This is a genomic window from Bordetella sp., assembly GCF_051960075.1.
In the GTDB taxonomy this organism is placed as follows: domain Bacteria; phylum Pseudomonadota; class Gammaproteobacteria; order Burkholderiales; family Burkholderiaceae_B; genus Bordetella.
Map to the genome: position 1 here is coordinate 15,805 of NZ_JBQCER010000054.1, position 21,046 is coordinate 36,850.

The window sequence follows — 21,046 nt, forward strand, 5'->3', positions numbered from 1 at the left end:
TTGCGCCGGCCGGCGCGATTACGGTGCAGTCAGCTTGATCAGCAGATCCAGCCTGCGGGTGGAGATTTCGTCCATGGGTTTGAGTTGGCAACCCACCTGACTCCAGCCGGCCTCGTTCTCGTTCGAGACCCAGCGCACCTGATACGTGACGGCCAGGTAGAACTCGTCTTCGCCGTTCAAGGGAGGAGACTGCAGCCAGCCCGAGATCGTTGCGCCTTCGACATAGGCGCCGCGTCGCGTATAAAGCATGGCGCCGTGCATGCTGAGCTCGGCCACGCGGGCAATGACGCGGCCTTCTTTGTCGAGCAGCAAGGGGTCGAACAGCAGGCGAGTGCGGCGCTCCTTGCGCAGATCCATGAAAAAGTCGTCCGGAGGATTGTTGTCGGTCATGGTTTGTTCGGCCGCGGGTTGAGCCGCGCCGTCCTCTAGCAGGTTCTTGATACCTAAAGCTTTTTATTAGCCTACCGTGTCTGCGCCAAATTTGATACCTTTTGGCGCAAATATTTTCATTCTAAGCGTGCTGCACCCGCCCGGTCATTTTGCCGCGCAGTGCCAGCGCGACGAGCGCCACCGCAATGGGTGGGAAGACGATCAGGCACACCACGTGCCAGCCGTCCAGCGCCAGGAGGCTGCCCGACGAGAACGAGCCGATCACCATGGTTCCGAACACCAGAAAGTCGTTGAGCGCCTGGACTTTGTTCTTTTCTTCGGGGCGATGGGTTTCGAGCACCATGGCGGAGGCGCCGATGAAGCCGAAATTCCAGCCCAGGCCGAGCAGCGTGAGCGACGCCCAGAAATGTCCGACCGTCTGGCCGGCCAGGCCGGCGACGGCCGCGCAGGCCAGCAGCAGCAGGCCGATCAGCACGATGCGCGCGGCGCCGTAGCGGGTGATCAGGCGGCCGGTGAAGAAGCTGGGGGCGTACATGCCGATGACGTGCCATTGCAAGCCCAGGTTGGAGGCCTCTTGCGGCAGACCGCACAGGTGCATGGCCAGCGGCGCCGACGTCATCAGGAAGTTCATCAACGTATAGCTGACGATGCCGCAGATCACGGCGACGATGAAGGCGGGCTGACGCGCGATTTCCTTGAGCGGGCGGCCGGTCGAGGCCTGGATGTTGCGCTGGGGAACGGGCAGCGTCACGCCCATGAGAATGTAGGCGCTGAGCAGGGCGACGGCGGCCTGGGCGACGTAAGTCGCCACGAACAGGTGAGGCAGCCACAGATTCATGGTGTAGGTGACGAGCTGCGGCCCTATCACCCCCGCGGCGATGCCGCCCGCCATGACGATGGACAGGGCGCGGGCGCGGTCGTGCGCGTCGACGCACTCGGCCGCGGCGAAGCGGAAAGACAGCACGACCGCTGCGTAGGCGCCGCCGAACAGCATGGCGAAACAGTAGAGCCAGAAGCTGCCCAGCCAGATCGCCAAAGCGGACACCAGGCCGACGATGATGCCGCAGCCCGTGCCGGCCATAAAGGACGCTCGGCGGCCGTAGCGCTGCGCGATGGTGCCGGCCGGCAGCGTGCTTGCCGCCATGCCCACGACGAAGATGGAGATCGGCATGGTCGCCAGTGCCGGCGTAGGGGCAAGCGTATTGCCGATGATGGCCGCCGTGGCGTAGATGACCGTGGTGTTGGCGCCGGCCAGGGCTTGCGCGGTCGAGAGACGCGCAATATTGCCTTGCTTGATGATTCCGCCCACCGTGCCGGCTCCTTATTTCTATAATTTATAAGCTCATCGATTATAGGTCTAAGCTGGGCGGTGTCAGTCGGGCGCCTGCAGGTTCGCTGTCGGGCGAATCAAACGCACCGCGTGTGCAGCAGGCGCTCGAATGCATGCGCAATGCGCTGCACGTAAGGGTTTTTGTGCGCCAGGGGTCCGCCGGGGCGTTCGCGATGCACCAGCATGGTGGCATTGGCTTCGAATACAAAGATCGCGCCGTCCGGAAGCAGGGCGAAGTCGGCGCCGGCGTAATCCAGATCCAGCCTCAGGCCCAGCGCTTCGAGCGCTGCCCATGCGCGTGCGCCCAGTTCGGCCTGCGGGTCTGTCAGAAAACGCATTTCCTCCTCGCGCTTCCAGGGTTCGACCAGCATGTCGGCCGAATAGTAATGGACCATCCAGTGCGGCGAGATCGCCAGATGATAAGGATAGGGGCGCCGGTCGACGAACACGACGCGGTATTTGCGGTAGTAGCCGTCCGCACTGCGGCAATCGCGGTAGACGCTCACGTAGCCCGGGCCCGGCGTGGCCCGCAGCGCCGCCTCGAATTCTGTCCGGGTCATGCAGCGCACCAGGCCCGCGCCGCCGTGACTGGCGGCGGGGCGCACCAGCAGCGGCAAGGCAAGCGTGTTGGCGTCCAGCCATGGCGCGACTGCCTGGCAGGCGCTTTCCGGCGTATTCGAGAGATCGTCCAGACGCAGGCAATGCGCGGTCTGTATGTCCGCAAGGCCGTCCAGCAGCGCGGGCAGCCGGTCGCGCCGCGTGGCGGCGATGCGTTCGGGGGCGTTGAGCAAAGGCCGGGTATAGCGCTGCGCAAAGGCGCTCAGGCGCCCGGTCAGCGGCTCGGCGACGTCGGGCTCGCCGATGGCGTTGAAAGCCAGGTCCGATGGGGGCAAGGCCGCATCGTCGGCGGGTGGCGCATAGTCGATGGCGTATTTGATGCGGTAATTGTCCGGCGTGGGCACCAGCAGGTCGAAAGGCACGTTGCCCGAGGTGCGGCCCGAGCACAGCAGCAGCACGCGGCGCCTGGGTTGGCCGGCGGTTTCGATGAAGACCCGCTGCAGGCCGTAGGCCCGGTCGCGGCATGCTTGAGCCTGTTGCCGATCGCCGGCCTGGGCATGGATCGCGGCCAGGTTCTGCCAGGCAACGGCCACGCCGGGGTCCAGCCGCAGCGCCAGCTCATACCAGCGTCGGGCCGTGGCGCGCTCGTTTTTCATGAAGTAGCCCGTGCCGATGCCGGCCAGACGCTCCGCGGCGCGCGCGCGGTCGGTTTCCAGAACCCGCGCGGCAAGCTGATGGGCCAGCGCGGCGAGTTCGTCGCCCCGCGTGAGCGCTTCTTGCGCCAGGGTGCAGTGACCGGCCGGATCCGGGGGCAGGTCGGTATCGGTCATGGTCGGGCGCTACCAGCTCACCAATGCGCGGTTGCAGGAGCGCCATCGCCGGGTCATGGCCTGCGCGATCCTGCTGTTCTGCGCGGTATTGTTCCAGCGCCAGATCAGCACAGCATGTATGGCAGGATCGGACAACTCGGACAGCCACGCGTTCAGCGCGCGCGCCTGCGTGGCTTCGTTGATGGCGGGGGAGGTTGGCGTCGTGCCGAAAGCCGCAGGAGCCGCCGCATCCACTTCGGCGCGAAAGCCGAATTCGGTAATGTAGAGGGGGCGCCTGGCCTGCCGGGCCTGTGCCAGCAAGCGGTTGCGTTCCTCGACCAGGGCGGCGCGCCATGTCGCCGGCCCTCCCTCGGCGTTCAGCATGGGAAACAGCGTCACGCCGACGGCGTCGAGCTTGTTCCAGAAGGGCACTTGCGCCACGCCTGCCGAGCCCTGCGCCGCGTAGACAAGCCGGCCGCGGTAGACCCGGCGCAGCCGGGCGATCACGGTCAGCCATTCTGGCCGGGCCACGGTCTGATCCAGATCCGTGCCGATCACCAGGACTTCAGCGTGTTCGTCCGCGGCGACCGCAGCGACGCCGACGAGCGCCTGCTCGTAGTGATGGAACCATGCGGCCCAGTCTTTGTCGTGGGCCATGCGTACGTCATCCGGCTTGGCTCCGGGAATTTGGATGCGCGGATCGACGATGACGTGCAGGCCCAGTTTGTGCGCCCGGCGGATGGTGTGCGCCAGTTCGCCGTCGCTCATGTCCAGGCTGCGGTCCACGGCGGCGGAGTCGGCTTCGGGCTGCCGCAGCAAGGGCACGACGGCCACGGTGTTGGCGCCGGTGCCGCGCAGTTCCGCGAGGCTGGAACGGGGCGGGGACGAGCTGAGCGCGGCGTGCCCGTCCTGCATCAGGACGAAGCCGTGCCGTTCGGGCGCGCACGTTGCCGCGGCGAGCTTGCTATTGACGACGGCAAGTCCGTTGCCGGCCATGCTGCTGGCCGAGATCGTCAGTCCCGCGACCGCCAGCGCCGCGCGCGCGCAGCAGCGTGCGAGCAAACGGGATTCGCGAACGGGGTAGGCAGGTATGTGCGAAGGAAGCAGCATGGCGTGTCGCGATCGGTAGCGCCGCGCGTAAGCGGCCAAGGTGTTCATTGTGCCTGCCGGCGCGCCGTGGCACGATTCGAAAAGAGGTTAACTGTTACAACGAGCCGTGACGTGGGAGACGACGCATGACCATCGCAATTCGAGCCAATCAACCCGAAAGCGCCCTGCGCTACACCCTGACTGCCGAGGGCTACGACATGCCGCTCGGCTTTTCCCGGCCGGACGGCGACGGCCCCGATCCGCACGATTATTTCGACGGCGCATTGGGCGGCTGCAAGGCGTTGACGCTGATGTGGTATGCGCGGCGCAAGCAGCTGCCGCTGGTTTCCGTCGACGTGGATGTCGTGCGCGACGCCAGCGAGGAGAGGCGCGGCGTTTACAAGCTGACCGCGCGGCTGAAGCTCAATGGCGATTTGACCGAGGCGCAGCGCGCCGAACTGCTGGCCGTGGCGGACAAGTGCCCCATCCATCGCCTGATGACGGCGGTGGATGTGCAGATCGCGACCGAATTGATGTGATCGAAAGCGACTTGAAAGCTGCTTGACCGTGGTTCTATCTTCGGCGGGCCGAGGATAGAACCGTTGATTCACCCTTCCATGCCGGGAATGACGGTCGAGAAGCCCGCGTCGACGTGGGTGATCTCGCCGGTGATGCCCGCCGCGAGGTCCGACAGCAGAAAGGCAGCCGTGTTGCCCACGTCGTCGATGGTGACGTTGCGGCGCAGCGGCGCATTGGCCTCGACGAACTTCAGGATGGACGAGAAGTCCTTGATGCCGCTGGCGGCCAGGGTCTTGATGGGCCCGGCCGAGATGCCGTTGGCGCGGATGCCTCTTGGGCCCAGGGCGGTGGCCAGGTAGCGCACCGAGGCTTCGAGCGAGGCCTTGGCCAGACCCATGGTGTTGTAGTTGGAGACGACTTTTTCCGCGCCCAGATAGGTGAGTGTCAGCACCGAGGCCTGGCGGCCCTGCATCAGGGGCAGCGCGGCCTTGGCCAGGGCGGGGAAGCTGTAGGCCGAGATGTCGTGGGCGATGCGGAAGGCCTCGCGCGACAGGCCGTCGAGAAAGTCGCCGGCGATGGCTTCGCGCGGCGCGAAACCGATGGAATGCACCAGGCCGTCCAGGCCGTCCCAGCGCTTGCCTAGCTCGGCGAACGTGGCGACGATCTGAGCGTCTTCGGCGACGTCGCAGGGCAGCACGATATCGCTGCCGAACTCGGCGGCGAATTCGCCGACGCGGTCTTTGAAGCGGTCACCCACGTAGGTGAATGCCAGTTCTGCGCCTTGGCTGTGGCAGGCGCGGGCAATGCCGTAGGCGATGGATCGGTTGGAAAGCACCCCGGTGATCAGGATGCGCTTGCCGGCGAGAAAACCCATGTCTTGTCCTTTTGTCGTGTCGCCCTTGTCGGGACACGCCTATTTTAATGCGGGCGCCGGGACTGGTTGCCGGACGCGCTGGCCACTCTTACATCGTGGCTGTCGTCGCGGCTACGAATGTGGCCGATGCTGGGGCTGCCCTTGTGCGCGCTGGCGACTGCGATCTTGCGGCCGTGCTTGTCTTCTTTGCGAGAGCGGGCCACCACGACTTTTTTGCCGTGCTCGACCTTTCGGGTCGCCACGCGCGCGGGCCGACCGTGATAGACCTTGTGGCCGCGGGTTTCGCGACGATGCACGATCTTTCTGCCTCGTACAACCTTGACGGTGCGGGCGGGTCTTGCGACCGGGGGAAGCTCGCCGTCTGCCGAGGCCATGGCCACGAGCGTCTTGGCGTTCACGCCCTGCGCGGGCACCAGCAGTTTTTGTCCGCTCACGACCTTGGTGCGGGGCGAGATACCGTTGAGCTTGCGCAGCCCGACCTCGGAGATGCCCAGTTTCTTGGCGACCGCGGCGACTCTCTCGCCGCGTTCGGGCTGGTAGACCCGCCAACTGCTCAGCCGGCCCTGGTAGTTGGCGAAGTTGCGGGTGAAGACCTCGACTTTATCGGTGGGCAGCACCAGGGTGCTGTTGTCGTTATTGCCGCCGATCACCGGGCGCTTGTACGCAGGATTGAGCGCCTTGAATTCGTCGAGCGGCATTTCGGCCAGCTGCGCGGCCACTTCGACGTCCATGTCGGTGGGTTCGCTCACCATGGCGAAGTAGGGGGTGTTTTCGACCGGGGGCAGCGTGATCGCGTATTTGGCAGGATTGGCGATGATGTTCTTGATGGCCTGCAGCTTGGGCACGTAGTTGCGTGTTTCTGCCGGCATGTCCAGCGACTGGTAGTCGGTGGGCAGGCCCAGGCTCTGGTTGTGGGCAATGGCGCGCTGCACGGCGTTTTCGCCCCAGTTGTACGACGCCAGGGCCAGGTACCAATCGCCTTGCATGTCGAAGAGCTCGGACAGATAGTCGAGCGCGGCGTTGGTGGAGGCGATGGGATCCAGGCGCTCGTCGCGCCACCAGTCCTGCTTGAGGTTGTAGCGTTGGCCGGTGGCCGGCACGAACTGCCACAGGCCCGAAGCCTGGGCGGACGACTGTGCAGTGGGTTTGTAGGCGCTCTCGACGAAGGGCAGCAGGGCCAACTCGGTGGGCAGGCCACGACGTTTGATTTCGTCGACGATGAAGTACAGGTACTTGCTGGCGCGCTGCGCCATGCGTTGAACGGCTTCTGGGTGCGAGGCGTAATACGCCGTCCATTGCCTGGACAGATCGTCGTTCAGATTGGGGATGGCGAAACCGCGGCGGATGCGTTCCCACACGTCGGCGGGCGGGTTGGTGAGATCGATGGTGCGGGAGGTTTCGCGTGCCTGACGATATGTCCCGCCCTGGTCCGCCTGTTGGTTGATGCCGGCGCAGCCGGCCAATAAAACGAGTAACAACAGGAGTAGGGTTCGGATCAGTCTCATGGGTTCACTTGAATTCGTTCTTCCATCGCCGCAGAGCGGCAAATATATCGACCGACGATTGCAACAAAGGGCTCCCGGCCCAGGCGGAAGCAGCCTGGACCACCGAAGGGTGGCGAGTACGCAGGAAAGGATTGATCTGCAATTCCTGGCCGATGCTCGAAGGCAACGTGGGCAGATGGCTTTCGCGTCGACGCCGGGCCTGTTCTTGCGCCTGATGCATGGCGCTGTTGTCGGGCTCGACTGCCAGGGCCCAGCGCAGGTTGGACAACGTGTACTCGTGTGCGCAACAGACCTGCGTGCCTTCTGGCAAGACGCACAATTTTGCCAGAGATTGCTCCATTTGTTCGGCCGTTCCTTCAAAAAGTCGGCCACAGCCCGCCATGAATAGGGTATCCCCGCAGAACAGCACGGGTTTACCCTGACCGATTTCACCGAAATAGGCGATATGACCGGCAGTGTGGCCCGGAACGTCGATCACGGTCATGTCCAAGGACAGCTCCGGCAGGACGACGCGATCGCCCTCGGCGAGGCGCACGTCGCAGTGCGGCAGATGTTCTCCGGCCGGGCCGTACACTGTCGCCTGCGTCGTGCGCAGCAGTTCCGTCACCCCCCCTACGTGGTCGCCATGATGGTGAGTGAGTAGAATGGCGCGCAGTTCCAGTCCCCGCGTCTGCAGGCATTGCAGCACCGGGTCGGCCTGGCCGGGATCGACCACGGCCGCCTGGTCGCCGCAGATGACGGCCCAGATATAGTTGTCTTCGAAGGCGGGCAGGGGCAGCAATTCGGCGCCCTGCGGGGGCGCAATGGCAGATTTCATGGCGAGGACCGATGTGGCTGGAGAGACGCCGCCGATTGTAGAGCTGGCCGAATGGTTCCAGACGCCGTCGGGACAATACGTCCTGGCTTGGGAGCGTGCGCAGTTCGACGAGCAGGTGGCCGATGTATTCGGCTTCCAGGCCTGGCAGGTCGGTTTGCCGGGAATCGACCTGCTGCGCGCCAATCGCATTCCTTTCAAGGCCGTCGTGGGCAGCGAGATCGCCGCCGCCGACGCGGGCGTGACCTGGCGCAACGGCGTGGCGGCCCTGCCCGAGGCGTTGCCGTTCGAATCGCAGAGCGTGGACCTGCTGGTGCTGCCTCACGTATTCGAATGCACCGATTCGCCGCACCAGGTGCTGCGGGAGGTCGAGCGCGTGCTCATGCCCGAGGGGCGCGTGGTCATCTCCGGCTTCAATCCCTGGAGCCTGTGGGGCGCGCGCAATCTCATGCCGGGCATGGAGGCCTGGCTGCCGCGACCTGTTTCTTCCCAGGTGTCGCCGCTGCGCATGAAAGACTGGCTCAAGCTCATGTCTTTCGACGTCGATGTCACGCGCCTGGGCTGCTATGCGCCGCCATGCCGCACCGACCTGTGGCTGCGGCGCTGGAGTTTCCTGGAAACGCAGGGGCGACGCTTGTGGGCGATGGGCGGTGCGGTCTACGTGATGTCGGCGACCAAGCGCGTGGCGGCCATGCGCCTGATCGGGCCGGCCTGGAAGAAAAAGCGCCAGCATGCGCGCGCGGCCTCGGTCGTCATGCATCGCGACAAGGCCTGAGTCGCCAGGCCGTTCGACGTCGTTCGTTTTATAGGTAGCACGAGTAGTGGATATGCAGTCATCCGAAACGCAGGACATGGATCGGGTCGAGATGTGGACCGACGGCGCCTGCAAAGGCAATCCCGGCCCCGGCGGCTGGGGCGTGCTGATGCGCACAGGCCAGCATCAGAAAGAAATGCATGGGGGTGAGGCCCACACCACCAACAACCGCATGGAGCTGCTGGCGGTCATCGAGGGGCTGCGCGCGCTCAAGCGATCATGCACGGTGGTCGTGCACACCGACTCGCAATACGTGATGAAAGGCATGACCGAGTGGCTGGCCAACTGGAAGCGGCGCGGCTGGGTCACGTCGGACAAGAAGCCAGTGAAAAACGCCGAGCTTTGGCAGGCGCTGGACGAACAGGTCGGTCGTCATCGCGTGTCGTGGCGCTGGGTCAGAGGCCATGCCGGCGACCCGGGCAACGAGCGCGCGGACGCCCTGGCCAACCAGGGTGTGGAGCGCGCGCGCGGCGGGCGTGCCGGGTAAACTTCGGTCTGCATAGTTTTTAGCCGAATTTGCGGCACGAGGTCACGCATGCGTCAAATCGTCTTCGACACCGAAACCACAGGCCTGCGCGTCGAGGACGGCAACCGCATAATCGAAATCGGTTGCGTCGAGCTGGTCAATCGCTCGCTTACCGGCAAGACCCTGCACTTCTACCTCAACCCAGATCGCGATAGCGAAGAGGGCGCGCTGGCCGTGCATGGGCTGACCTCCGAATTCCTGTCCGACAAACCGCGCTTTGCCGATGTGGCCGACGAGTTCCTCGCCTTCATCCAGGGGGCGGAACTGATCGCGCACAACGCCAGTTTCGATGTGAAGTTCTTCAACGCCGAGCTCGATCAAATCGGGCGCGGCGAGCTCTCGCAGTATTGCGAGGCCATCACCGATTCGCTGCTGCATGCGCGCGCCATGTTCCCGGGCAAGCGCAATTCGCTGGATGCGCTGTGCGACCGCTTCGGCATTTCCAATGCGCACCGCACCCTGCACGGCGCCTTGCTCGACTCGGAACTGCTGGCCGAAGTCTGGTTGGCCATGACGCGCGGCCAGGACGCGCTGCTGATCGACACTGACGATGCCGGATCCGGCTCGGGCCTGGGCGCTGTGGCGCTGGGCGCTTTCGACGCGTCGGTGCTGACGGTTGTCGGCGCCGATGCCGACGAGCTGGCCGCGCACGCGGCCTATCTGAAAGACCTGGACAAGGCGGGCGGCAAGGCCGTGTGGCGGGCCTATGAGCCGCTGGCGCCCGAGGGCGAGTCGGCGTAGCGGGCCGAGGTTTGTCGGACGGTGCGCCCCGCGCCGGCTTGTGAATTTGAGTTTGGCGTGCTAAAGTTCCGCTTCTTTGTCGGGCGGTTAGCTCAGTGGTAGAGCACTGCCTTCACACGGCAGGGGTCACTGGTTCGAAACCAGTACCGCCCACCAAAAATCCCGCAAAGAAAAAATCGCCGGCAAATGCCGGCTTTTTTTATTTTCACAGATGCGTGGGATGGGACAGGCCGATTTCGTTCTAGCAAGCCCTTTTGATCAAGGGTGACCGATCGGCCTGGACACGGGGAAACCGTGCCTTCTCAGTGCAGCCTATTTCTTGGCGGCTTGCTCATCCGGCTTGGGATCGCATGGCGTATTTGCAGCCATGCTCAGCTGACTGATCGCTTTTTTCCCTTCCTCGTCGCTGACTGATTCCAGATTGGCTCCGCCGACCAGGACGCCCATTTTGATGTATTGCCGGACAAAGTAGTTGATTCCGGCTTTCATGTAGAGGGACAACTGGTTGGGTGAAAATTCGGATTGAGTCGAGAGGATATGGGTCTTGTCACCGTCCACCTCGGTGTGGAAGAACACACGAGGCGCGGACTCTCCGAGGCATTTTCCGTCGACATAGACGGCGCGCTTGAGCGCGGATCCGAGGATGCCGTCGCGAAAGACATAAAGTCCGGCTTTTCCTTCGCCAGGAGGACTGAATTGCTTTGCTTGATTCGATGCTGTGTTATCGGCCATCGGCACCGATGCGCAGCCGGCAAGGAGTGATAAAGCTACAAAAGCTACGGCAAATTTAACCCGCATAGTTTTATTCCTTTTTAATTTTGGACCGAGATCAAGATTTGACATATCTTGTTACTTTAATGCTATGTAATAGTAACGATATGCAGCGGAATATTATCTTGCGGTTTATTAAGGGACAAGCTTCGGCGATAAATATTTCAATGAGCTGGCAGGGACCTGGTTCTCTTGAGCGTTTAGGCTGCCTGCCGCTGTCGGATGACGCCGCTAAATGCGGACAGCGCATCAAAAGGTATATCGCGCCCAGAAAAAGGCGACATTGCCCGTGCCGCGCCGACCCGGAACGTAGGTGCCTTGCACGGTGAAGTTTTTATAGCCTGCCGAGACCAGGGGCAGGATCCCCGGGAACGGGACGTAATTCATGATGTCTTCGCGCGCCGTGAAAAAAGCCGTATAGCCCAGGCCGACGTGCCAGTTGTGGTCGGCGGTATACCAGTCCCAGGTGGAGCCGTAGCCGGCGATCGGTTCCCACTTCATGTGAGAGTCCTTGAAGACCATGGCATAGAAGCCCTGCCAGTTGCCGCGGTCGTCGTAGTAGCCCTTGCCGAAGCCCAGGCCCCAAGGGCGCTCATTGAAGCGGTCGATGGCCTGCCGGGAGTACATGGCGCGGTTGTGCCAGGTTTCGAGCGGTAGGTAGAGCTCGTCATGGCCGGCCATCGATCTGTTCCAGCGATCGGCGACGCCGTTGCCGAACTGCGTGAACAAGTTGTCGGCGCGGGCCGGCGAGCAGAAAGCCAGGGTGGACCAGGACACGCAGGCGCATGCCAGGGCCTTTTTGATTGCATCCATTGGAGGTCTTTGCACGTCGGAATGGAGTGATTGAATGAGACTGGACCATGGTGTCTCGGAGACCGCGCAAAAAGTGCGTTTCATTGAAACGAAATTTTGCCTAAGCGACATCGTCCGCGGCCGCCCGCGATACTGCCGGTGCTGCCCACGCTCGCAGTCCCGATTCGAAGACATCGAAGGCGCTTATGGCGTTGCAGCGCGCATGATGTTGCGATGTGAGATCGCGTGTTGGATCGCTGCATCGGCCAACAGCCGGGTGGAGTCGAGTGTCGGCAGCGCAGAATTCGCATCGTCCAGCACAATCGGCAGTTCTGTGCAGCCGAGAATCACGGCGTCGCAGCCTCGTTCCTGCATGCGCACGATGACGTCCTGCAGAAATTGCACCGAGGCCGGTTTGTGAAGGCCGTTGACGAGTTCGTTCATGATGATCCGGCCTATCTCATTGCGTTCCGACGTTTCGGGGACCAGGTGGCGGATATCGAATTTGCTCAGCACGCCCGGGTAGACATCGCTGGCCATCAGCCATGTGGTGCCCAGTATGGCGGCCTGCCGTACGCCGCGCCGCTTCGCTTCGGCGGCAACGACCTCGGCGATATGCAGCCAAGGCAGCGGCGAGGCATCGCGCATCAGCGCAAACGCGGCGTGTATGGTGTTGTCGGGACAGATCACGAAATCGGCGCCGGCAGCCGCCAAGCGGTGCGCGGAGTGCAGCATCAACCGCGCGACGCCGGGCAGATCATTGCGGTCCAGCGCATCGACGTATTCTGCGAGAGAAGACGAATGCAGGACGACGTCGGGATGGGCATGAGAGCCGAGAAATTGCGGAGCGCGAACGCAGACGGTTCTGTAGCAAAGCGCCGCGCCTTCCGAAGAGCAGGCGGCAATTCCGACGGTGAGCGGTTTGGACATAAGCGTGATCCTGCCATGTCTTGCTTGGAATAAATTTTATTTTAAGAAATTTACGCGGCAACAGGCACCTATCGCGCGGCGGCTGATTTGCGAATCAATCCATCACCGCATGCGCAGCGGCATCTTTGCCGCCATGGACGCCGTGGCTGCGGATGAGAAAGATCATCGGCACGATGCAAAGCGTGGCGACGAACATGAACTTGAATGCGTCGAGGTAGGCGATCATCGACGACTGCTGGTCGACGATGCGGTTGACGCTCTCGCGTCCGGCGGCGCTGGCCAGGTCGAAATATTGCTGCCAGCCGCTTTCGCCGCGGCCTATATGTTCGTTCAGCGACGCGTGCGCGATCTGGCTGTTGCGCGTGACCACCGATTGCACGATCGAGATGCCGATACTGCTGCCGATGTTGCGCATGAGGCTGTAAATGGACGTGCCATAGGCACGTAGCTCGGGCTTGAGCGTGGTGAAGCTGACGGCCGAGAGCGGCACGAAGATCAGGCCCAGGCCCACGCCCTGCACCACACCGGGCCAGACGATGTCGCTTTCGGACAGCACCAGGGTGTAGCCCATCATCTGGTAGAGCGAGTAGCCCGCTATCAGCACGCCGATCAGCAGCAGAGTGCGCACGTCGATGCGGCCGACCAGGCGGCCGACGAAGAGCATGGCGATCATGGTGCCGATGCCGCTGGGCGCCGTGACCAGGCCAGTGGTGGCCACGGGGTAGCCCATCAGGCTTTCCAGCATGGGCGGCAGCAGCGCACGCGTGGCATACAGAATGGCGCCTATGATGAAGATGAAGCAGCTGCCGGTGACGAAGTTGCGGTCTTTGAGCAGCTCGGGGCGGAAGAACGAGCGTTCGCCGGCGGTAGCGGTGTGGATGAGGAAGAAGACGAGGCTCACCACAGCCACGATGGCTTCGATGCGGATCTCGGTGGAGTTGAACCAGTCTTTTTGCTGGCCGCGGTCGAGCATGGCCTGCAGCGCGCCGATGAACAGCGACAGCGTGGCAAAGCCGAAGAGATCCAGCGCGGTGCGCCCGCCGGTCTTGATGCGCGGCATGTAGGTCATGACACCGAGCAGGGCCAGCAGGCCGATGGGCAGGTTGATGAAGAACACCCATCGCCAGTTGTAGCTGTCGGTGAGCCAGCCGCCCAGCGTGGGGCCGAGAATGGGCCCCACCATCACCCCCATGCCCCAGATCGCCATGGCCTGCGGCTGCTTTTTGGGAGGATTGATGTTGAGCAGGATCGACTGCGACAGCGGCACCAGCGAGGCCCCGAACAGACCCTGCAGCAGCCGCGCCGCGACGATCTGCGCCAGCGAATCGGAAATGCCGCACAGCACCGAGGCCGCGGTGAAGCCGGCGATCGAGGCGCATAGAAGCTGGGTGGTGCCGTAGCGCGCGGCCAGCCAGCCGGTGAGCGGAGTGGCGATGGCAGCGGCCACGATGTAGGAGGTGAGCACCCAGGTGATTTCGTCCTGCGAGGCCGAGAGGGTGCCTTGCATGTGAGGCAGGGCCACGTTGGCGATCGTGCTGTCCAGGGTCTGGATGAGTGTGGCAAGCATGATCGAAATCGTGATCATGCCGCGGTTGATGGGAGCAGGAGCGTCGGCGGCAGGCATGAAGAGGTGCTGCGAAGGTCAGGCAGGGGTTGCGTGATGAGGCACTGCAAAATTATAATATAAGGCAGCTTATAATAAGCAAGCTTATCAAATTTTATCCCATGCATTACCCCTACGAAAAGCGCTTCGGTTTTCTGGTCGCGGACATCGCCCGGCTGGCGGGTATCCAGTTCGATCGGCGCGGACGCCAGCGTCTGGTGCTGAGCCGGGCTCAGTGCCGCGTGGCGCTATATCTTTCCACCCTTGGGCCCATGAGCCAGGCCAAGCTGGCCGAGACGCTGGATGTCACGCCCATGACCGTGGCGCGCATGCTCGACCGCATGCAGGAAGCGGGCTGGGTGCAGCGTGTACCGGCGCCCAACGATCGGCGTGTTTTTCTGGTGCAGGTGACCGACAAAGTCGAGGACGCGCTGGGGCCGGCGCTGGCGCTGGGCGATGAGATCACGGATCTGGCCATGCAGGGCCTGAGCGACTCGGAGCGGGAGACCTTGCTGCGGTTGCTGGGCAAGGTGCACGGCAATCTGGCATCGAGCCAGTCCGAGGACTGAAGCGGTCGCGGCGCAATCCGCCGATTTGCCTGCGCAACCATTCTCGGGCAGGATCACCGCATGTCGGGCGTCTGCGATTGCGCATCGGCTTCGTCTCAACCTCTCTTGCCGATAACCGCATCATGATAGGCCGCGAATTTCTGCACGCCCCTGGCCCCACCCATATTCCCCAGCGGGTGCTCAACGCGATGAACCGGCAGCCGCTGGATCTCGTGGACGACAGACTCAAAGAACTCGCCAAGTCCTGCTTCGAGGATCTCAAAGGCCTGTTCCGTACACAAGGGCATGTCTTCATCTATGCAGGCAACGGACATGGCAGCTGGGAAGCGGTGCTGGCCAATATCTGTGCGCCGGGCGATACGGTGCTGGTGCCGGTGGTGGGTCATTTTGCCCATGAATGGGCGGACCATGCCCGCGCGCTCGGCATCGAGACCGAGACCATCGAGGGCGATTGGCGTCAGGGCATAGACCCGGCGCGGATCGAAGAGCACTTGCGCCGCGACACCGAGCGCCGCATCAAAGCGGTGCTTGCCGTGCAGGTGGATACCGCCACCAGCCTGAGCTGCGACGTGCACGCCGTGCGCCAGGCGATGGATGCGGCCGGCCACCCGGCGCTGCTGGTGGCCGACGCCGTGGCTTCGCTGGGCGCCATGCCTTTCGAGATGGATGCCTGGGGCGTGGACGTGGCGATCACGGCGTCGCAGAAGGCGCTGATGTGTCCTCCGGGCCTGGCCATCGTGGCCGCCAACGACAAGGCCGTGCAGACTGCATTGGCCACGCCGCGGTATCAGCGCTACTGGGACTGGAACACCCGCACCGGCGACGAGTACTACACCAAGTTCTGCGGCACCATGCCCGAACATCATATGTTTGCGCTGCGCGAGGCGCTGGATCTGATCAAGGCGCGTGGCCTGGAAGCGATCTTCCGCTCGCAGCGCATCCTGTCCAGCGCCGTGCATCAGGCCGTGGAGGCCTGGAGTCAGGCGGGCGCCATGGCGTTCAACGTGCCCGCAGCGTCCGAGCGCGCCGTGACGGTGACGACGGTACGCACCGCGGCAGGCATCGATCCGAACCGCCTGCGCACCCACGCGCGCGAAAAGCTGGGCCTGATGATCGCCGGCGGCTTGGGCAAGCTGGGCGGCTCGACCTTTCGCATCGGCCACATGGGCAGCGTCAACGAGCCGATGATCCTGGGCTGTCTGGCCACGCTGGACTTGGCGCTCAAAGAACTCGGGATGCCCCATGGCGAGGGCGCCGTTCAGGCCGCGATCGCGCATCTGGCGCGCGAGCGCACGGCGGCGTAGCGACGGCGGGCCCGTTCAGAAAAAAAGGGCGCCAACATATTGGCGCCCTTTTTTCTACAAGCTCACTGTTTCCAGTGATGCGTATGCGGGATGTATCGGCATCCGCCCGTCGGCGGCACCACGCCCCATTTGAGGGTGATCATGGGGCCGTTCGGATCGAGCGTGGCGGGCAGGCTGACCACGCCCGTCATGGTGGCCGCTTTCATTGCGGCGGCGACCTTGGGCGTGACGCCGTCCGGCGCGTCGGGGCTGATGTCGATGGCCACCAGCGTGCCGCAGGCTTTGAGCTGCTGGGGGTCGACCCAGGGCGAGTCGTGCAGGTCGCCGTTGATCAGGACTTGTGCCTGCCTGCCGGCGTGGATGGCGATGTTGCCGCCCAGCCAGGTGTCGGCCGTGATGAAGTGCAGCGGCGCGTGGGCGTGCGAATACCACGCGTGCTTCATGGCCTGGGCCACGGCATGGCTGGGATAGTTCGAGCGGCCGGGCTTGCCCAGGATGCTGGCCAGGGGACCGCGGCCCACCGCATAGCCGGCGGCGGTCAGGAACTGGATCACCAGAACCGTGATAAGCGCGATCTTGAGCAGGCGCTGGTCGCTGTTTTCCCGATAGAGCCAGAACGTCAGGAGGCCCGTCATGAGGAAGTAGGTGGTGGTCCAGTCGGCGATCATGCGCGTATCGGCAATGAAGGCCGCCACGCACGTCAGGGCGAAGGGGATCAGGGCAAACAGCAGAATGAAGCGGCGGTCTTCGGGGCGCAGATGGGCGGCGATGTTGCTGCCGGGCGATTGGGCCGGGACGATCTGCTTGCTGCGCGCACGGCGCATGAAGCCGGCGATGACCAGCATGGCGAGCAGCATGGGAGCCAGGCGCGCCAGCGTAGTGGTGAGCACGTACCACATGTCCAGCAGGTTTTCGGCGCGGGTCATTTGCGACACGTCGGCCGATCCGGCGGCGTAGTCCAGCGGGTTGGCCGGATCGTGCAGCACGAATTTCATGTGATAAAGCCACATGGCGTGCGGCATCACCATGACGACCAACAGGGCGGTGCCCGCCAGCATGCCCTTCCAGGTGCGCGCATTGCGCAGGCTGCCGCTCAACGCCAGGTGCAGGATGAATATCAGGTACCACACGGCGATGCTGTACTTGGTCAGCGTGGCAAAGCCCGCGAACATGCCCAGCAGGAGCCAGTCGCGCATCTGCTGATAGCGCCAGGCACGGTAGAGCATCCAGATCGAACCCGCCACCGACCACAGCTGGAGGGTGTTGTGATTGGACATCACCCCGCGCGTCGTGAAGTAGGCGATGGGCATCGTCAGCACCACCGCAAGCAGCGCGTTGCGCTGGGAGGTGAGTTCGCAGCCCAGGCGCCAGATGAAGTAAAGCGCCAGCGCCACGCTGAGCTGCGCGGCGAAGAAGGTGATCCAGATATGACGTCCGAAGACGGACATCAAGGTGAAGTGCACCCAGGAGGGCAAGGGCGGATGCTTGTAATAGCCCCACTGGAACACATTGCCCCAGACCAGCTCTTCCATGTTGTCGGCGTCCGGCCCGGAGAGGAGCAGGCTGGGAAGCGCGACCCAGAAGAGCAGGTTCAAGCCCAGGATCAGCAGGACCAGCGGCTGCAGCGACGGGGCGTTGAGGGAAAAGACGGACGCCAGCCGCCCGCCTCGCGCCGAGACGCTGCGGGCCGACGATAGCTGAGATGACGTGAGCGGCCGCGGGAGGTGGGAGTTTTCCTGCATTGGGTCTCGATAAAACCAGAAGCCCGCACAGCGAGAGCGAATGCGGGCATAGAATCTGGCATTTTATTGCAATTTCAATTAATTGCGACTTTCTGCGCCCAGGGGTGAGGCACAATCCCCACACTGTTTTTCACGGTAACCTAGCGGCAGGCCCGGCGAGAATAAAAGGAGCGGCTGTGGTTACCTCTCCCGAGGCAGGTCGATTCCGCCGCAATTCGATACGGCTGGCGCCTACCTGGTGCATACTTCGAAGCCTTTTCTGCTTTTCGGTGAAATCTTGACCTCGTCTCCCCTCGATCCGCGCGCCGCCGAGCCCGATTTTCCAGCGCCGCCCCGTTCGGTCGACGGCCGCCCGCCCGTGCGCGGTCTGGTCAGTTGCGTCGTCCCCGGTCTGAACGAATCCGAGAATCTCAAAGTGCTGCTGCCGCGGCTGAGCGCGTTGCTGGAGCAATGGTGCGACGGATGGGAGATCATCGTCGTCGATGACGGCAGCACCGACGCCACCCCCGAGCTCATGGCGCAATGGGCCAAGACCCCGGGCATACGCTATGTGCAGTTGTCGCGCAATTTCGGCAAAGAGGCGGCGCTTGCCGCGGGCCTGGAAGAAGTCACCGGCGATGTGGCGATCAGCATGGACGCCGATATGCAGCACCCGCTGGAACTGATCCCGCCGATGCTGCAGCGCTGGCAGGCAGGCGTGGACATGGTCTATGCCGTGCGCAGCGACCGCACCGACGAAGGCTGGGTCAAGCGGGTCGGCACGAAGATGTTCTACAGCCTGCTGGGCAGCACGCGACGCGTGCGGGTGCCGCCGCACGCCGGCGATTTCCGCCTGATGGACCGCAAGGTGGTCGACGCGCTGGTCAACCTGCCCGAGCGTACGCGCTTCATGAAGGGGCTCTACGCCTGGGTGGGCTTTCGTTCCGAGGCCATGCCTTATATGCCCAAGGAGCGCCTGCACGGCAGCAGCAGCTTCAACTTCTGGCGCCTGCTCGGGCTGGCCACCGACGGCATCACGGCGTTCACGACCTGGCCGCTGCGTTTTTTGGGCCTGGTGGGCGCGCTTTTTGCTGTCATGTCGATCATCTACGGTGTGGTCATCGTGGCGCAATATCTGCTGTACGGCAACCAGACTTCCGGCTGGACGACCATCGTGACGGCGCTGCTGTTTTTCTCGGGCGTCAATCTGCTTTCGCTGGGCGTGATGGGCGAATACGTGGCGCGCATCTTCGACGAAGTCAAGGGGCGGCCGATCTTTATCACCGGGCAGCGCCTGGGTCAGGCGCGACCGCGCCGCGAACCGCAGGCCGACGCATCGAACCGCGATGCGTCCGGCCAGGCTTGAATCTTTTGATGAACTTATGAGCTCCACAACGACTCCCGCGCAGCCGCGCCGATTTCTGTCTGGCGACGCTGTGCTGCTGGGCCTGGCCGCTTTCTGGCTGATCTTTCTCAACTGGATACGGCTGCTGACGCTACCCGACGAGGGCCGCTATACCGGTGTGGCCTGGGACATGCTGCGCCATGGCGATATTTCCACGCCGCTCCTGGACGGCATGCCGTATTTCCACAAGCCGCCCCTGTTCTACTGGCTCGATGCGATCAGCATGCACGTCTTCGGCATGAGCGAGTGGGCCGTGCGCCTGCCGTCGGTGCTGGGCGCCTGGCTGGCGCTGTTCGCGACCTATGCCTTCGTGCGCCGCAACTACGGTGTGGCTGCGGCGCGTATCACCGTGCTCATCATGGCCACCATGCCGCTGTTTTTCGGCGCGGCGCAATTCGCCAATATGGACATGCTGGTGGCCGGTCTGATCTCGGCCACCGTGCTGGCGGGCGCCGAGACGATCATGCGGCGCGACGACGGACGGCCCTGGCGCGCCATGTCTGCACTCATGGGCGCGTTGGCCGGCCTGGCCTTCCTGGCCAAGGGCTTGATCGGTCCGGTCTTGCCGGGAGGCGTGCTGTTCTTCTGGCTGCTGATGCGGCGCGACGGCAAGGGCATGCTTGCCCTGCTGCGGCCGGCGACGCTCCTGGCCTTCGCCGTGGTGGCCTTGCCCTGGTGCGTGGCGATGCAGGCGCGCTATCCGGGCTTCTTTCATTATTTCTTCGTCTATCAGCACTTTCAGCGTTTTCTGGATTCGGGCTTCAATAATCAGGAGCCCATCGTGTTCTACGTGCCGGTTCTGATCGTCACTGCGCTGCCCTGGACGCTGTGGGGCCTGGGCCTGTTCCGCCGGCCTTTCTGGAACGCCGAACGCGACCCCAAGGGCATACGCCGGCTCATGGCCATCTGGGGGCTGGTGGTGCTAGTGTTCTTCTCGATTCCGGCGTCCAAGCTCATAGGCTATATCTTGCCGGCGCTGCCGCCTTTGGCCTTCCTGCTGGCCGAGCGAGTGCGCGAAACGATCGAGCGCGACGGCGCAGCGTCGATGCGCTTTGGCCGGCGGGCCTCGATCACATTTGCGACAGCCGTGGGCTTGTGCCTGCTCACGCTGGTGATCGCCGCGATCAGCACCTTCAGTCGCAGCGCCAAACCGCTGGGCGAGGTCATGCGCCAGGAGGCGAAGCCGGGCGATACGCTCGTCATGCTGCATGAATATGGTTTCGACCTGCAGTTCTATGCACACTACAAGCAAACGGCCTGGGTAGTCGATAATTGGAGCGATCCGAGCATTCTACGCACCGATAACTGGCGCAAGGAACTGCTCGACGCCTCAGAGTTCGATCCGACTGTGCAGGTGCTGATTTCGCAGCAGGAATGGAAGCGGCGCGTTTGTGCGGGTCCGGTCGGAGCGCGCTACTGGATCCTGGGTGGCCATGGCGACGAGAACCGCTATGCGCTTCTGACGGGCATCAAGTCTGCGGCGTCGACCAGGAGAAATGTATTGTGGCTGCTCGATGCCGACGCGGCGTTCAAGCAACGGGTTTGTGGCGGAACGCCCACAGCCGGCTGACGATGAAGGTCAGGACGGCCATGCCCAGCAGCACGGCCGCCAGCGACACGTAGTAGGGCAGTTGGGTTGCGTGCAGCAGCCAGGCGTAGGCGGCTTCGTTGATGACGAAGCCCGAGGCCGAGACCAGGAAGAAGCGCCGCACGGCCGGTAGCAGTGCAACCTTGGTGTGCCGGAAGGTCAGAAAGTAATGACCGGAAAACGACACCCAGAAAGACACCAGCCAGCCGCCGACGTTAGCCAGCACGGGCGACAGGCCGCCGAATTTGACGAGCAGCACGGCGGTGGTCCAGTGTGTGGCCGCCGCGGCGCAGCCGACGGTGACGAACCAGAAGAGTTGTTTTAACAGCGGAAGCATCGAAGCGTGGAAAACCGGGAAAACGGGCAGGGTTTGCTGCGCCGCATTGTTATATGC

21 protein-coding genes and 1 tRNA gene are annotated in these 21,046 nt (G+C 63.6%); 9 read left to right on the forward strand and 13 right to left on the reverse strand.

Features of this window, described 5'->3' with window-relative positions; genetic code table 11:
* Nucleotides 1-18 precede the first annotated feature (18 nt).
* From ACTHJ1_RS08035 to ACTHJ1_RS08050, 4 genes are all read right to left on the reverse strand, one after another.
* On the reverse strand, nt 19-390 hold the full coding sequence (locus ACTHJ1_RS08035; protein WP_440190334.1) for a PilZ domain-containing protein: 372 nt from the start codon (nt 388-390) through the stop codon (nt 19-21).
* Between the two features lie 121 nt (nt 391-511).
* Nucleotides 512-1,699, reverse strand: coding sequence for an MFS transporter (locus ACTHJ1_RS08040; protein WP_440190337.1), 1,188 nt, complete (start codon nt 1,697-1,699; stop codon nt 512-514).
* Nucleotides 1,700-1,797: 98 nt separating this feature from the next.
* Nucleotides 1,798-3,108, reverse strand: coding sequence for a hypothetical protein (locus ACTHJ1_RS08045; RefSeq protein WP_440190340.1), 1,311 nt, complete (start codon nt 3,106-3,108; stop codon nt 1,798-1,800).
* A gap of 9 nt (nt 3,109-3,117) precedes the next feature.
* Nucleotides 3,118-4,245: a glycoside hydrolase family 113 gene (locus ACTHJ1_RS08050; RefSeq protein ID WP_440190343.1), complete on the reverse strand. Its 1,128-nt coding sequence runs from the start codon at nt 4,243-4,245 to the stop codon at nt 3,118-3,120.
* A 77-nt stretch (nt 4,246-4,322) separates the two neighbouring features.
* On the opposite strand from ACTHJ1_RS08050, the gene ACTHJ1_RS08055 reads away from it, so the two are divergent.
* Nucleotides 4,323-4,715 (forward strand): OsmC family protein, encoded by a 393-nt coding sequence (locus tag ACTHJ1_RS08055; RefSeq protein WP_440190346.1) that lies wholly within the window; start codon nt 4,323-4,325, stop codon nt 4,713-4,715.
* A 68-nt stretch (nt 4,716-4,783) separates the two neighbouring features.
* On the opposite strand, the gene fabI is transcribed toward ACTHJ1_RS08055, so the two are convergent.
* Genes fabI through gloB form a run of 3 tightly spaced genes read right to left on the reverse strand, consistent with a single transcriptional unit; the run spans nt 4,784 to nt 7,891 of the window.
* Entirely contained in the window at nt 4,784-5,569 is a 786-nt protein-coding gene (fabI, locus tag ACTHJ1_RS08060) for an enoyl-ACP reductase FabI (protein ID WP_440190349.1), read from the reverse strand.
* Between the two features lie 44 nt (nt 5,570-5,613).
* Entirely contained in the window at nt 5,614-7,074 is a 1,461-nt protein-coding gene (locus ACTHJ1_RS08065; RefSeq protein WP_440190352.1) for a transglycosylase SLT domain-containing protein, read from the reverse strand.
* A gap of 4 nt (nt 7,075-7,078) precedes the next feature.
* Nucleotides 7,079-7,891, reverse strand: coding sequence for a hydroxyacylglutathione hydrolase (gene gloB / locus ACTHJ1_RS08070; RefSeq protein ID WP_440190355.1), 813 nt, complete (start codon nt 7,889-7,891; stop codon nt 7,079-7,081).
* A gap of 13 nt (nt 7,892-7,904) precedes the next feature.
* Between gloB and ACTHJ1_RS08075 the strand changes: the two genes are divergently transcribed.
* The 4 genes from ACTHJ1_RS08075 (at nt 7,905) to ACTHJ1_RS08090 (ending at nt 10,125) form a co-directional block, all read left to right on the forward strand.
* On the forward strand, nt 7,905-8,663 hold the full coding sequence (locus ACTHJ1_RS08075) for a class I SAM-dependent methyltransferase (RefSeq protein WP_440190483.1): 759 nt from the start codon (nt 7,905-7,907) through the stop codon (nt 8,661-8,663).
* A 52-nt stretch (nt 8,664-8,715) separates the two neighbouring features.
* On the forward strand, nt 8,716-9,189 hold the full coding sequence (rnhA, locus tag ACTHJ1_RS08080; RefSeq protein WP_440190358.1) for a ribonuclease HI: 474 nt from the start codon (nt 8,716-8,718) through the stop codon (nt 9,187-9,189).
* 48 nt (nt 9,190-9,237) lie between these two features.
* Nucleotides 9,238-9,969, forward strand: coding sequence for a DNA polymerase III subunit epsilon (gene dnaQ, locus ACTHJ1_RS08085; RefSeq protein WP_440190361.1), 732 nt, complete (start codon nt 9,238-9,240; stop codon nt 9,967-9,969).
* Nucleotides 9,970-10,050: 81 nt separating this feature from the next.
* Nucleotides 10,051-10,125: transfer RNA gene (locus ACTHJ1_RS08090), tRNA-Val, on the forward strand.
* Nucleotides 10,126-10,281: 156 nt separating this feature from the next.
* Here ACTHJ1_RS08090 and ACTHJ1_RS08095 read toward each other — a convergent pair.
* From ACTHJ1_RS08095 to ACTHJ1_RS08110, 4 genes are all read right to left on the reverse strand, one after another.
* Nucleotides 10,282-10,767: a DUF2846 domain-containing protein gene (locus tag ACTHJ1_RS08095; protein WP_440190364.1), complete on the reverse strand. Its 486-nt coding sequence runs from the start codon at nt 10,765-10,767 to the stop codon at nt 10,282-10,284.
* 222 nt (nt 10,768-10,989) lie between these two features.
* Nucleotides 10,990-11,553, reverse strand: a complete 564-nt coding sequence (gene pagP, locus ACTHJ1_RS08100) for a lipid IV(A) palmitoyltransferase PagP (protein WP_440190367.1) — start codon at nt 11,551-11,553, stop codon at nt 10,990-10,992.
* A 183-nt stretch (nt 11,554-11,736) separates the two neighbouring features.
* Nucleotides 11,737-12,462 carry an aspartate/glutamate racemase family protein gene (locus tag ACTHJ1_RS08105; protein ID WP_440190370.1) on the reverse strand — a complete coding sequence of 242 codons (726 nt, stop codon included), beginning with the start codon at nt 12,460-12,462 and terminating at the stop codon, nt 11,737-11,739.
* A gap of 94 nt (nt 12,463-12,556) precedes the next feature.
* Nucleotides 12,557-14,086 (reverse strand): DHA2 family efflux MFS transporter permease subunit, encoded by a 1,530-nt coding sequence (locus tag ACTHJ1_RS08110; RefSeq protein ID WP_440190373.1) that lies wholly within the window; start codon nt 14,084-14,086, stop codon nt 12,557-12,559.
* 101 nt (nt 14,087-14,187) lie between these two features.
* Between ACTHJ1_RS08110 and ACTHJ1_RS08115 the strand changes: the two genes are divergently transcribed.
* Both ACTHJ1_RS08115 and ACTHJ1_RS08120 read left to right on the forward strand, forming a co-directional pair.
* A complete protein-coding gene (locus tag ACTHJ1_RS08115) occupies nt 14,188-14,634 on the forward strand; it encodes a MarR family winged helix-turn-helix transcriptional regulator (RefSeq protein ID WP_440190376.1) in 447 nt (148 codons plus the stop codon).
* A gap of 122 nt (nt 14,635-14,756) precedes the next feature.
* Complete coding sequence (locus ACTHJ1_RS08120; RefSeq protein ID WP_440190379.1) at nt 14,757-15,938, forward strand: pyridoxal-phosphate-dependent aminotransferase family protein; 1,182 nt, start codon at nt 14,757-14,759, stop codon at nt 15,936-15,938.
* Nucleotides 15,939-16,000: 62 nt separating this feature from the next.
* On the opposite strand, the gene ACTHJ1_RS08125 is transcribed toward ACTHJ1_RS08120, so the two are convergent.
* On the reverse strand, nt 16,001-17,680 hold the full coding sequence (locus tag ACTHJ1_RS08125) for a glycosyltransferase family 39 protein (protein ID WP_440190382.1): 1,680 nt from the start codon (nt 17,678-17,680) through the stop codon (nt 16,001-16,003).
* Nucleotides 17,681-17,954: 274 nt separating this feature from the next.
* Here ACTHJ1_RS08125 and ACTHJ1_RS08130 point away from each other — a divergent pair, with 274 nt between their 5' ends.
* Together ACTHJ1_RS08130 and ACTHJ1_RS08135 are read left to right on the forward strand one after the other, a co-directional pair.
* Nucleotides 17,955-19,025 carry a glycosyltransferase family 2 protein gene (locus ACTHJ1_RS08130; protein ID WP_440190486.1) on the forward strand — a complete coding sequence of 357 codons (1,071 nt, stop codon included), beginning with the start codon at nt 17,955-17,957 and terminating at the stop codon, nt 19,023-19,025.
* Nucleotides 19,026-19,041: 16 nt separating this feature from the next.
* On the forward strand, nt 19,042-20,634 hold the full coding sequence (locus tag ACTHJ1_RS08135; RefSeq protein WP_440190385.1) for an ArnT family glycosyltransferase: 1,593 nt from the start codon (nt 19,042-19,044) through the stop codon (nt 20,632-20,634).
* Here the strand turns inward: ACTHJ1_RS08135 and ACTHJ1_RS08140 are convergent.
* Nucleotides 20,594-20,989 carry a GtrA family protein gene (locus tag ACTHJ1_RS08140; protein WP_440190388.1) on the reverse strand — a complete coding sequence of 132 codons (396 nt, stop codon included), beginning with the start codon at nt 20,987-20,989 and terminating at the stop codon, nt 20,594-20,596. The genes ACTHJ1_RS08135 and ACTHJ1_RS08140 overlap by 41 nt on opposite strands.
* Between the last annotated feature and the right edge of the window lie 57 nt (nt 20,990-21,046).

What these genes read in the sequence shown, in the direction of transcription:
- rnhA (WP_440190358.1), top strand. Translation starts at nt 8,716, where the DNA reads ATGCAGTCATCCGAAACGCAGGACATGGATCGGGTCGAGATGTGGACC.
- ACTHJ1_RS08045 (WP_440190340.1), bottom strand. Translation starts at nt 3,108, where the DNA reads ATGACCGATACCGACCTGCCCCCGGATCCGGCCGGTCACTGCACCCTG.
- ACTHJ1_RS08105 (WP_440190370.1), bottom strand. Translation starts at nt 12,462, where the DNA reads ATGTCCAAACCGCTCACCGTCGGAATTGCCGCCTGCTCTTCGGAAGGC.
- fabI (WP_440190349.1), bottom strand. Translation starts at nt 5,569, where the DNA reads ATGGGTTTTCTCGCCGGCAAGCGCATCCTGATCACCGGGGTGCTTTCC.
- ACTHJ1_RS08125 (WP_440190382.1), bottom strand. Translation starts at nt 17,680, where the DNA reads ATGCAGGAAAACTCCCACCTCCCGCGGCCGCTCACGTCATCTCAGCTA.
- ACTHJ1_RS08035 (WP_440190334.1), bottom strand. Translation starts at nt 390, where the DNA reads ATGACCGACAACAATCCTCCGGACGACTTTTTCATGGATCTGCGCAAG.
- ACTHJ1_RS08135 (WP_440190385.1), top strand. Translation starts at nt 19,042, where the DNA reads ATGAGCTCCACAACGACTCCCGCGCAGCCGCGCCGATTTCTGTCTGGC.
- pagP (WP_440190367.1), bottom strand. Translation starts at nt 11,553, where the DNA reads ATGGATGCAATCAAAAAGGCCCTGGCATGCGCCTGCGTGTCCTGGTCC.
- ACTHJ1_RS08115 (WP_440190376.1), top strand. Translation starts at nt 14,188, where the DNA reads ATGCATTACCCCTACGAAAAGCGCTTCGGTTTTCTGGTCGCGGACATC.
- ACTHJ1_RS08120 (WP_440190379.1), top strand. Translation starts at nt 14,757, where the DNA reads ATGATAGGCCGCGAATTTCTGCACGCCCCTGGCCCCACCCATATTCCC.
- ACTHJ1_RS08095 (WP_440190364.1), bottom strand. Translation starts at nt 10,767, where the DNA reads ATGCGGGTTAAATTTGCCGTAGCTTTTGTAGCTTTATCACTCCTTGCC.
- ACTHJ1_RS08140 (WP_440190388.1), bottom strand. Translation starts at nt 20,989, where the DNA reads ATGCTTCCGCTGTTAAAACAACTCTTCTGGTTCGTCACCGTCGGCTGC.
- ACTHJ1_RS08110 (WP_440190373.1), bottom strand. Translation starts at nt 14,086, where the DNA reads ATGCCTGCCGCCGACGCTCCTGCTCCCATCAACCGCGGCATGATCACG.
- ACTHJ1_RS08050 (WP_440190343.1), bottom strand. Translation starts at nt 4,245, where the DNA reads ATGAACACCTTGGCCGCTTACGCGCGGCGCTACCGATCGCGACACGCC.
- ACTHJ1_RS08065 (WP_440190352.1), bottom strand. Translation starts at nt 7,074, where the DNA reads ATGAGACTGATCCGAACCCTACTCCTGTTGTTACTCGTTTTATTGGCC.
- ACTHJ1_RS08055 (WP_440190346.1), top strand. Translation starts at nt 4,323, where the DNA reads ATGACCATCGCAATTCGAGCCAATCAACCCGAAAGCGCCCTGCGCTAC.
- dnaQ (WP_440190361.1), top strand. Translation starts at nt 9,238, where the DNA reads ATGCGTCAAATCGTCTTCGACACCGAAACCACAGGCCTGCGCGTCGAG.
- gloB (WP_440190355.1), bottom strand. Translation starts at nt 7,891, where the DNA reads ATGAAATCTGCCATTGCGCCCCCGCAGGGCGCCGAATTGCTGCCCCTG.